The sequence below is a fragment of the Acinetobacter sp. YH16051 genome (genome assembly GCF_013417135.1).
In the GTDB taxonomy this organism is placed as follows: Bacteria; Pseudomonadota; Gammaproteobacteria; order Pseudomonadales; family Moraxellaceae; genus Acinetobacter; species Acinetobacter towneri.
Window position 1 is genome coordinate 1 of the sequence record NZ_VPEN01000029.1, and the last position, 10287, is coordinate 10287.

At 34.1% G+C, this 10287-nt stretch carries 12 protein-coding genes; 4 read left to right on the forward strand and 8 right to left on the reverse strand.

Annotated elements, in window-relative coordinates; all coding sequences use genetic code 11:
• Nucleotides 1-153: 153 nt before the first annotated feature.
• Nucleotides 154-1125: a GlxA family transcriptional regulator gene (locus FTV41_RS12980; RefSeq protein WP_179996669.1), complete on the reverse strand. Its 972-nt coding sequence runs from the start codon at nt 1123-1125 to the stop codon at nt 154-156.
• A 132-nt stretch (nt 1126-1257) separates the two neighbouring features.
• On the opposite strand from FTV41_RS12980, the gene FTV41_RS12985 reads away from it, so the two are divergent.
• Nucleotides 1258-2142, forward strand: a complete 885-nt coding sequence (locus FTV41_RS12985) for an MBL fold metallo-hydrolase (protein WP_179996670.1) — start codon at nt 1258-1260, stop codon at nt 2140-2142.
• An 83-nt stretch (nt 2143-2225) separates the two neighbouring features.
• On the forward strand, nt 2226-2768 hold the full coding sequence (locus FTV41_RS12990; protein WP_044109724.1) for a cysteine hydrolase family protein: 543 nt from the start codon (nt 2226-2228) through the stop codon (nt 2766-2768).
• Nucleotides 2769-2854: 86 nt separating this feature from the next.
• On the opposite strand, the gene FTV41_RS12995 is transcribed toward FTV41_RS12990, so the two are convergent.
• From FTV41_RS12995 to FTV41_RS13015, 5 genes are all read right to left on the reverse strand, one after another.
• A complete protein-coding gene (locus tag FTV41_RS12995) occupies nt 2855-3136 on the reverse strand; it encodes an addiction module antidote protein (protein ID WP_000985610.1) in 282 nt (93 codons plus the stop codon).
• Nucleotides 3137-3439 (reverse strand): type II toxin-antitoxin system RelE/ParE family toxin, encoded by a 303-nt coding sequence (locus tag FTV41_RS13000; protein WP_000286964.1) that lies wholly within the window; start codon nt 3437-3439, stop codon nt 3137-3139.
• 107 nt (nt 3440-3546) lie between these two features.
• Nucleotides 3547-3948 carry a PH domain-containing protein gene (locus tag FTV41_RS13005; protein ID WP_179996671.1) on the reverse strand — a complete coding sequence of 134 codons (402 nt, stop codon included), beginning with the start codon at nt 3946-3948 and terminating at the stop codon, nt 3547-3549.
• 223 nt (nt 3949-4171) lie between these two features.
• The gene (locus FTV41_RS13010) at nt 4172-4462 is read right to left on the reverse strand and encodes a hypothetical protein (RefSeq protein ID WP_127801923.1); all 291 of its coding nucleotides are present in this window, start codon (nt 4460-4462) and stop codon (nt 4172-4174) included.
• Nucleotides 4462-5103, reverse strand: coding sequence for an AAA family ATPase (locus FTV41_RS13015; protein ID WP_179996672.1), 642 nt, complete (start codon nt 5101-5103; stop codon nt 4462-4464). Before FTV41_RS13015 ends, FTV41_RS13010 begins: the two co-directional genes overlap by 1 nt.
• Before the next feature lie 331 nt (nt 5104-5434).
• Here FTV41_RS13015 and FTV41_RS13020 point away from each other — a divergent pair, with 331 nt between their 5' ends.
• Nucleotides 5435-6442 (forward strand): replication initiation protein, encoded by a 1008-nt coding sequence (locus FTV41_RS13020; protein ID WP_179996673.1) that lies wholly within the window; start codon nt 5435-5437, stop codon nt 6440-6442.
• 525 nt (nt 6443-6967) lie between these two features.
• Complete coding sequence (locus FTV41_RS13025) at nt 6968-8266, forward strand: phospholipase D family protein (RefSeq protein ID WP_179996674.1); 1299 nt, start codon at nt 6968-6970, stop codon at nt 8264-8266.
• Here the strand turns inward: FTV41_RS13025 and FTV41_RS13030 are convergent.
• Together FTV41_RS13030 and FTV41_RS13035 are read right to left on the reverse strand one after the other, a co-directional pair.
• Complete coding sequence (locus tag FTV41_RS13030) at nt 8263-9099, reverse strand: DNA adenine methylase (protein ID WP_179995740.1); 837 nt, start codon at nt 9097-9099, stop codon at nt 8263-8265. The two genes, FTV41_RS13025 and FTV41_RS13030, sit on opposite strands and share 4 nt — an antisense overlap.
• Nucleotides 9099-10287, reverse strand: a 1189-nt coding sequence (locus tag FTV41_RS13035) for an adenine-specific methyltransferase EcoRI family protein (RefSeq protein WP_257221965.1), incomplete at its 5' end; no start/stop codon positions are given. The genes FTV41_RS13035 and FTV41_RS13030, both read right to left, overlap by 1 nt.

Consider the following 10287-nt stretch of genomic DNA (forward strand, 5'->3'; position numbering starts at 1 on the left):
ACAAAATTATTGGCAAGAACTATCAAAAACGCTCATAAAAAAGCCGACTTGTTTCAAAATCGGCTTTTTGGGCATTTTTGGATTTTTATCATTTAAATAAGTATCTGATATTTATATTAATATACAAATGTACTTCGTATAATATCCATTATGTTAAATGGGTGGATTATTTTCATTAATGATCCCAAAAGCTTTTCTCCATGCCTGAGGGCTGGTGCCATATTTTTCACGAAAATTTTTTCTAAATGACACGGTATTATTAAAACCTGAAAGCTCGGTTATCTTTTCGATAGACAAGTTTGTCGTTTCTAAAAGTTCACAACTTAATCTGATTCTTTCAGTATTCAGCCAATCGACTAGGGTCATGCCTGTCGCTTTCTTAAAATGCCGTGTGAACGTCCTGCGTGTCATATGTGTCCGTTCAGCGAGGCTTTCAATATTATGTTGTAAAGCTAAATTCTTTCTTAAAAAATCAAGTAATACATTAATTTGTGCATCTTGGCTCGATTCTGCGACTGGCTGTTCAATAAACTGAGCTTGCCCACCTTCACGGTGAGGCGGGATCACCATTACTCTAGAGACTTTATTCGCAATTCGTGCATTATAGATTTCACGTACCAAGTACAAGCAGCAGTCTAACGCTGCGCCTGTTCCTGCAGAGGTTACGATCCTTTGGTCTTCTACATACAGGGCATCATGATCAAGCTGAACCTGTGGAAATCGCTCACTAAAATCTTGTTCAGCCATCCAGTGCGTAGCTGCTTTTTTATGGTCAAGTAAACCAGCATATGCCAGTGCATAAGTTCCATAGCATAACCCTACAATTCTAATTCCAGTCTGATATGCACAATTTAGGGCATCGATAAGTACTTGTTCAGGCTCATGATTAAAATCATCCCATCCAGGAATAATAATAAGATCCGACTCTTTAATGAGTTCAATCCCACCATCAGGGATAATCATCATAGACTGTTCTGTTGTTACGGGCTGGCCATCTATAGAAAAAATTTTCAGATCAAATAAGCGTTTATCTTCAATCTTGATATTGAAAATGATATGGGGGATAGAGAAGTGAAATGGATTTATATTGGGATATACGAACAATCCAATCACTGGTATAGCCATTCAATCTACCTCTCTAAAATAATAAATATAGCATGTTGTCCCAATAGTTTCGATGATTGTCCTTAAGGACAATTTTATTGCTTAATTTTTCCTATCATGATTCGAGTATGACTAAATGATTGGATCTGGAACATGAATAAAATTTTAAGTAGCTCTGTTATTGCACTCTCTCTGGCAATGGCTTCAGTCCATTTATATGCGAATGATAAGGTGGTTCAGCGAGATACTTCTAAAGTTACGCATATACAAGAAATTCGCAATGCAACGATTAAAGTAACCTATGCTGATACGACTTTTTTAATTGACCCAATGTTTGCTAAAAAAGGATTCTATGAAGGTTTTCCTGATACTCATCGTAGCTATTTACGGAACCCATTAGTCGATTTGCCTATCAAGCCCGAAACGATTTTAGAAGGTGTAGATGCGGTAATCGTGACCCATACCCATTTAGATCATTGGGATGATGCAGCACAAGCGACTATTCCGAAAAACATGCCCTTGTTTGTACAGAATAAAGAAGACCAAAAAGTCATTCAGTCACAAGGCTTCAAAGATGTCCGTGTATTAACGCAAGCCACCTTTGAAGGGATTAAGCTCACTAAAACTGGTGGCCAACATGGTACTGATGCCATGTACCGTATTCCTAAGCTTAAAGCTGGATTAGGCGAAGCAATGGGGGTGGTATTTGAAGCTGCTGGTCATGAAACTGTTTATGTAGCAGGAGATACCATCTGGCGTTCTGAAGTTGATCAAGCGATTCAAACATTTAAACCTGATGTGATTGTCTTGAATACAGGTAACGCCTTGGTTGATGGCTTTAAAGAATCCATTATTATGGGCAAAGAAGATACTTATCATGCAACTCAGAAAGCACCAAATGCTAAAGTGGTTGCTGTTCACATGGATGCAATTAACCACATGTCGGTAACACGTGCTGAGCTTGCAGATTACGTAAAGGACAAAGGAATCCAAGATAAGGTTTTAATTCCTATCGATGGTGAAACGCTTTCTTTCTAAAGTGACTTAAAGAAGTGGAAGCATTCCACTTCTTTAAAACATAAGTAGAACAAAACAAATATTAGTTAAGTAAAGGAATAGGTATGTCAAAATCAGCTTTATTAGTTATCGACTTACAAAATGAATATCTACCTACAGGTAAATTACCATTGGTAAATATTGAACAAGCTGCTGCTAATGCAGTGAAAGTAATTGCGAAAGCCCATCAACTGGGTACTCAAGTGATTCATGTGCAACATATTGCTGATGCTGAATCTCCTATATTTGAACCTAGCTCAAATGGTATTGAATTTCAGGACACAGTTAAGCCGCAAGAAGATGAAGCTGTAATCATTAAAAATCACATCAATGCGTTCTTAAACACGAATCTCAAAGAAATTTTAGATAGCAATCAAGTGACTGAGTTAGTCGTGATTGGTGCTATGACGCATATGTGTGTTGATGCTGCTGTTCGTGCTGCTTCTGATTTTGGTTATAAGGTAAAAGTGATACATGATGCTTGTGCAACACTAGACTTGGAATTTAATGGCGTTAAAGTACCTGCTGGTCATGTCCATGCAACATTAATGGCCGCTTTTGAATTTGCATATGCTCAAGTAATATCAACTGAAGATTATGTTAGCTAAAGACTAAGATTTCCTAAAATTAACATAATACACGTTATATGAAGTTGAAAAAGGGAGCTTTAAGCTCCCTTTTTTACTAGTTTTTTTTAAATTGCTAAGCGTAAATTCAGCGCTTTTACCACTTTAATAACAGTATCAAAGCTTGGATTTACATCGCCAGAAAGTGCTTTATAAAGACTTTCTCGGCCTAAACCTGTGTCTCTTGATAATTGAGCCATTCCTTTAGCTTTAGCAATATTACCTAAAGCTTTTGCAATGAATGCCGCATCACCATTAGATTCATCTATACAGGCTTGTAGGTAAGCTTGCATATCTTCTTCTGTTTTAAGATGTTCAGCACTGTCCCATTTACGAAGTTTGATAGCCATTTACAGCTCCTCCTCTAAATCTTGTGCTAGTTGTAGGGCAAGTTTTATATCTTTACTTTGCGTAGACTTGTCTCCGCCTGCTAAAAGAATAACGACCCTTTGCCCTTGCTTACAGTAATAGATCCTGTAGCCAGGTCCAAAGAAGAAACGTAATTCAGAGACACCTTCACCGACTGGTTCAGTATCTCCAAAGTTTCCATCTTCAACCCGATCAATTCGGACTTGTATACGTCTTTTTGCCTGCTGGTCTTTTAACTTAGTAAACCAGTCATCAAAGACTTCAGTGGTATATATTGAGTACATAAGATTAATGTATCCTATAGGATACATTCATGCAAGAAATAAACTTGAATGTATGGGGCTTATAACAGAATTTCGTATAACAACCATTATGTTAAATGCGGGATAAATCAAGATACTTGTTTTATAAATTCAGTTTTATTCCTTGGCGAAACCATGATTGATTTATGGATACCATCTTTTTTATATTCAATTCTTATTCTATCTAAAGATAAAGCTGGAGCTGATAAAGAGTCTGATGTTTCCTCGATCTTTTCAATGCTATTCAATGGAATTTCCCACTTTAAGAAGATACTGTGTATCTTTAATATCTCACTGTCTACAACATAGTATGTGGTTGGAATGGGTAACCAAACCACTAGAGCTAAAGAACTTAAAAGGACGGAAAAAATTATATTTGCATGTAAATTTTGGCTATCAAAATGACTATAGACTAAGGTTAAAAGCAGTAAAGAACTTCCTGTCAAAACTATAATCACCCACCAATCTATTTTTGATTTATATTTTTGCATTATTGAATTTCTCTAAAATTAACATAATACACCTTATACGAAACGTTTTGTAAAAACCATTTTAAAACAATGTCTTATATCTGTAAAAACAGCCTAAGCACGCTCTCTTAGGCTGTTTTATCAATCTTTCATGTTACACGATCGATAAGTAAGCAATATTTCAAAAGTTTATTTAATAAAAATTTAAAGCATTAACTTATGTAAATTAAGTAACTTACGTAAGTTACTTAATTTTATCTAATACGATTTTTTGCAGTTCTTCAGCAGATAGTTTTTCTAGTTGACTAATAGCAGCTTTTAAAATGATAGAACGATTGGCCTTAGCAACTCTACAATTTACCAAAAGAGTATCTATTTGATGATTGACATCTTCAGTTAAAGAGAAGGTGTATCTTTTATAAGTTTGCTGTGTTGGCTCTATTTTCTTAACACGTTTGGTTGCACCCTGAATAAAGTCCTCGATTTTTTCTTCGTTTAAACTTTGCTCAGATTTTTTTAAGCCTTTAAGTGCCATTAAAGATCTCCTAAAAACTCTTTAGCAATTTGTTCAATTTCTTGTTTGGCTTTTTCATCAGATGACATTTCAAAAACGGATAATCCATTTTCATCAGCATCATCGTATATGTTTCGATTACACGTAAAATTATTTAATGGGATGAGATCAAACGATTCACATGCTTCTTTAGCATCTAAGATGCGTTGAACTTGACTCGGTAAAGTAGGACATTGAGTAATGACTGCTCTCGTATAGAGTTCAGGATTAACAGCTTTTGCAAGACGTATTAATTTTTCGACATGCACTAATGTTTTGAGATCTCGTCTTTTAGGACGGAAAGGCAAAAGCATATGCGTGGAAACAGTCATTGCAGAACGTAGGGCTTCAGAATCCTGTCCACCAGCATCAATAATGATATCTTGGTATCGCTTAGATAAGTCCATTAGGATTTGTCGAATATTTCCTGAAGCTTGTACTGATGGAATATTTTTTACAGCTGAATTTTCATCACGTTCTTTGATCCAATCGGTTGTTGTACCTTGTGGATCGGCATCGAGTAATAAGATATCTCGATTACTCGCTTGTAAATAAACTGCTAGATTTTGGGCTAAACAACTTTTGCCAGATCCACCTTTTTCACCACCAACTAATATGATCATTTTTATTTAACTTACGTAACTTATTTAACTTAAGTATATTCTAATAATAGAGAAGATCAATGTATTCACATAGTTAACTTTTTACGTAACTTAAATAACTTATGTAACTTACGTAAGTTTATAAAAAAAGTTTTATCTTATATATACTTTTTGATTGAATTGAAAAACAAAATAGATATATTGTATAAACTACAGATATGAAAAAGCCCCGTAACTTTCAAATCTTGGCGGAAGAGAAGTTACAGGGCTTGAATTCTTAGAACATGCTTGCACATGAACTGTATTAATAATACATGGTCATTGTGCATTTGCAAATAGTGAAGATAAGCAAATGCAACAATTATCTTTTCTGCTTGATCAATTTCAAGACAGATTACCTAAAAAGCCTTACTGTGCAGATAATTTGGATTATGGTCTGATGATCATGCCTAAAGAAATTTCTATAAAATACAGATATATACAGCCAAACAGTCCTTATTATTTACATTATCTAGTATTTGATTTGGATTATGAGGCTTCATTATCAGAAATATTATATGGACTAGTAGGAGTACCATTACCAAACTTAGTAATTGCTAATCCTTACAATGGTCGTTCTCATATTTTATTCCAGTTAAAAACACCGATTTATACCACTGATGCTAGTCGTCAAAGACCAATTCTCTATGCAAATGCCATTCGACATAAACTTGGAGAGTTGTTCAAAGCAGATCCCGCATATACACATCTAGTAGCTAAAAATCCTATGTCTAGTTTTTGGAAAACTACGTGTTTACGGGAAAAACCTTATACCTTAAGTGAGCTAGCAAGGAACTTAGACTTAACTTGGAATGATGCTAAAAGAGAAATTAAACAAGATGAAGCGATAGGTTTAGGACGTAATTGTTTTGTATTCCATACAGCTCGTCATTGGGCATATAAAGAAATACGGAAGTATAGAGGGAGCACATATTCTGTTTGGCTTGAGAGTGTAATTCAGCATTGCGTGAAGCTAAATCAGGGTTTGATTCAACCTATGACCTATGGAGAGGTGAAAGGCATTGCTAAGTCTATTGCGCGCTATTGTTGGAAAAAAGACCCATATTGTTATCAGGAGTTCATTGATCGCCAAAAATATAAGGGGCGATTGGGTGGCATTAAAGGTGGAAAAGTAAGATCTGCAAAATATGATGAGCTGAGGAGGCAGGCAAGGGATCTACATTCACAAGGTTTGAGCTGTAGAAAAATTGCAAGTGAACTCTGTGTATCTAAATCAGTTGTGGCTACTTGGATAAAGTGTCCAAGTGAGCCTAAATCAGATATTAGCGCTTTGGAAACTACTTTTGGTTTGTTTTCTTAGTTAAGTGTCCAAGTGAGCCTAAATCAGATATTAGCGCTTTTGGGAGTTTTTTTTGTTACCTATATATTCTTCTACTTCAAACTTTCAGTTAAAAGCAGATCATAGTTTCATTTCTAAGAATGCTTTGTTTGAATTATACGAAAGTTTTGTCTTCTATAGTTATAATGGAAGACAAGATCTTGCTTATTGTACTGAGGTACATCTTAGTGATGATCCTTATGTAACCCTATATTCTGTTCAATATGAAGAAAAATTTAGGCATCTTAGGATCAGAGATTTTGATTTCATCTATGGTCAAAGTTTTGATGAATTGAGAAAAAAATTTATAGTCTGAATTGATAAATGCCTCTTTAAAGTGGCATTTTTTTTGAACCAAATTTCGTATAAGAAACTTTATGTTAAATGGATAAGGCTGAAAAAACATAAAATCTTTTTAAATTAGATAAATTTTAGCAAAGCATTAATTTACTCGTTAATATTTGGGTTAAACTTAAAAAAGGAGTATAGCAAAATTGATGGAATCAAATGCCTTCACCAAAAATCTTTTTTCAACGTCTTGATGGCGCTGATTTTGTTAATGAATTAGCTACAGCCTCTTTTAATTATAATGAAGGTATCATTAGTGTTGCTTTTGCGCGAAAAAATGGTGCTGATATCATTTGTAATAATGTTCTAAACAATAAAAAAATAATATTTTTCATAGGAATAAATAATGGAGTAACGTCTAAGCAAGCTTTAGAATATCTTCTAGATAAGAATGTACATCAAGATATTTATTTGGTTAATACTGGTACTCCCCAACAGATTTTTCATCCTAAAGTTTTTTGTTTCTATGAAGAAGCTTCAAAGGAAGGAGTATTGAGTGTTGGAAGCTCCAACCTAACTTCTGGAGGATTTGAAACCAATATTGAAGCCAATATTTTATTGTATATAAATCATTCTAATTGGGATTTAATACAAACAATAATGATGAATTTAAATATCATAAAGGCTGATTGTATTCATTTAAAAAGTAAGCATCAGTTAGATAATTTACTAAATAATGGTTTTCTAGAGGATGAAAGTAAGAAAATTTTTGTTCCTGTTAGAAATCATATAGTATGGAGTCCTAGCTCTCCAAATATTCCAAAAGTTAAACTAAAAACAATAGTTAAGTCACAGAAAGAACCTACTAGTACAGGTACAGTCTCACCTACTAGTACAGGTACAGTCTCACCTACTAGTACAGGTACAGTCTCACCTACTAGTACAGGTACAGTCTCACCTGCCAGTACAGGTACAGTCTCACCTACTAGTACAGGTACAGTCTCACCTGGTATCCAGACAATTTGGTTTGAAACGAAGCGAATGACTGGTGGATCAAGAAATATTTTAGATTTATCAATGAAATCTTTAGTTGAAAGAGGAGATCCGAAAGGAACTATTTTTGAATTTAATGATTCTAAGTTGATGCTAGGTACAGTGTATTTTTTTGGAGTAGATCCTTTAAGTAGTCATAAACGTAAACTAATTACATTAGAGTTTGATGGGGTTGATTATATTGGCAATGAGATACTCTTCCCTACAGGAGATAATGCAAATGGTACGTGGCGCCTTCAGATTAAAGGAGTAAGCTCTAATAATATAAAAATTACAGATGCTTTTAGAGCAAAAGAAGAAGGATATTACTTAGTCGAAAAAATAATAACCTTTACTAAGATTCGTGAAGATTACTACTCTTTATCTGTATATTCAGAATCAGAAATGGCTAATTTTAAATTATCTTCACGAATCTTAGGTAGGAATGGTTCTTCAAAAAATGCTAAGCAATTTGGATTATTTTAAAAACGGCTTAACCATTCTTGGTGCTTATTTTTTCTAGCTCCGCTAATGCCACCATTTGCACCACCAAAGTTAAGCATAATTGTATCTTCACTTAATGGAATTCCTTCAGAAATAAATAAAGGAACATTATTTATTTCTCGAAATCGCTTAACGAAAAAGTTTAAATCAAAACTGTATGCGTATCCTGTTGTATGTTGATATGGTGGATCAACATAAACAATCGAGTTTGTAGGAAATGGAATACTGAGTAATTCCATAATATCCATATTGAAACAAGTTACTCCACTCATTTTGTTTACAATAGTATTTATTCTCCGTCTTAATTCATTCGGAGATGGTTGCATAGCATTTGCAGGACTACGACGAATACTTGTTTCAGTTGGTTCCCAATAGTCTCTAAAACAAGCATTTGCCCAATTTTTTTCCTTACGATAGATTTGTTTTCCACCAAAGGAACAAGCTTGAAGGATTGGATAAAGTTCCACTTCATGTTTATCTATTGGTAGTTTAGAAAGAGTAGATAAATGCTCTTTAAAATCTTTTTGACTACTAGGTAACTCTGCTAAAAATTGATCAAAAACATCCATATTAAAAGTATTAGATCCTATAGCTGACCAAAAAGCCCCCCAAGAACTAATATCAAGCATAGAGATACGTGTTGGATCTATACCTCGATTAACTAATTCAATAGAAATTGCACCTGAACCACAACATAAATCATAGAATTGAGTATTGGAGTCAGTAGAAGAGTTTAGAATTACATCAACTATTTGAGATGCTACACGTTGTTTACCACCTTGATATGAACAAGGCACTCGTAATATTGAGCTCATCAACATTTCCTTTGAATTAGAATTCTTGCATAAACTCTTTGACCATTGATTATACCGACCCCTCCTCTATCCTCAGAGTGTTGTAAGTATTTTACTTGTGAAAGAACATCAGAAGGTACATTGGAACGTGCATTACCATTAGCAAGCATTACAATTTCAAATTGATCTGGATTATATTTATCAAGGAATGTAATAGGTACACCCATTAAGCCATCATAATCTACTGGAATATTTTGAGTGCGGTTAACCTCAATGGCATCATAATTTTCATATTTTGGATAATCATTTGAATTATATGCTTTAGTTAAAACTAAATTTTCATGACGTCTAGTGGTATCTAAATTAGTAAACCAACGAACACCTTTGACTCTAATAAAGCGGCGCCCTGTATCATCTATCCCACAATTACTTGCATTTAATGGATAGTCATCAGGAACATAAAACTTACGATCTCCTGATCTTATAGAATCACCATACCAAATTTTATTATCACGAAAGAGTGGGAATATTTCCTTGCATGTTGATGCATTCATATTTCCAAGAATAATAAACTTTTTTTTATGCTGCATTAGCAAACTAATATATTCACGGAAAAGACTGAAGGGAGGATTAGTGACTACAATATCTGCTTCTTGTAATAGAGTTTCACATTCTTTTGAACGAAAATCACCATTACCATTTAAATGTACAAGAGAGTTACTCGGTATAGCAAATAAAGATTCTAAGTCTAAAGAACCATCAGGTCTTTCTAAACTATGGTTAGGTACCTCTTTTACTACTGCTTTATAGGCACTAGTTCCCCCATTTAGAGGATATTCTTGGCCTGCTAAACTAGATTCTGAATAGCAAGTGGATATTAGACCCGCTAATTCTAAGTCATCGAAATGAAGTATAAAGAATCTAAAGAAAGCTGATTCAAATGGATCATCACAATTACAAAGTATAGTTTTTCCCTTGAAATGCCTTCTATGGTTCATCATTTCCACAAAAACATCTTCATATTGAGTGTAAAATTCATCTTTTTTAACAATAAATGCATTATTAAGAGTGGCATTTCCAGATTTCAATTGAACTATTGGACGCTCGATATTTATATCAAATGGCATCTTTCCCTCACGAACAACAGTTTTAAGAAATGTATTAATCGCTGTGGACATGCTAATACCAATTTCATCAAATATTTTGCTA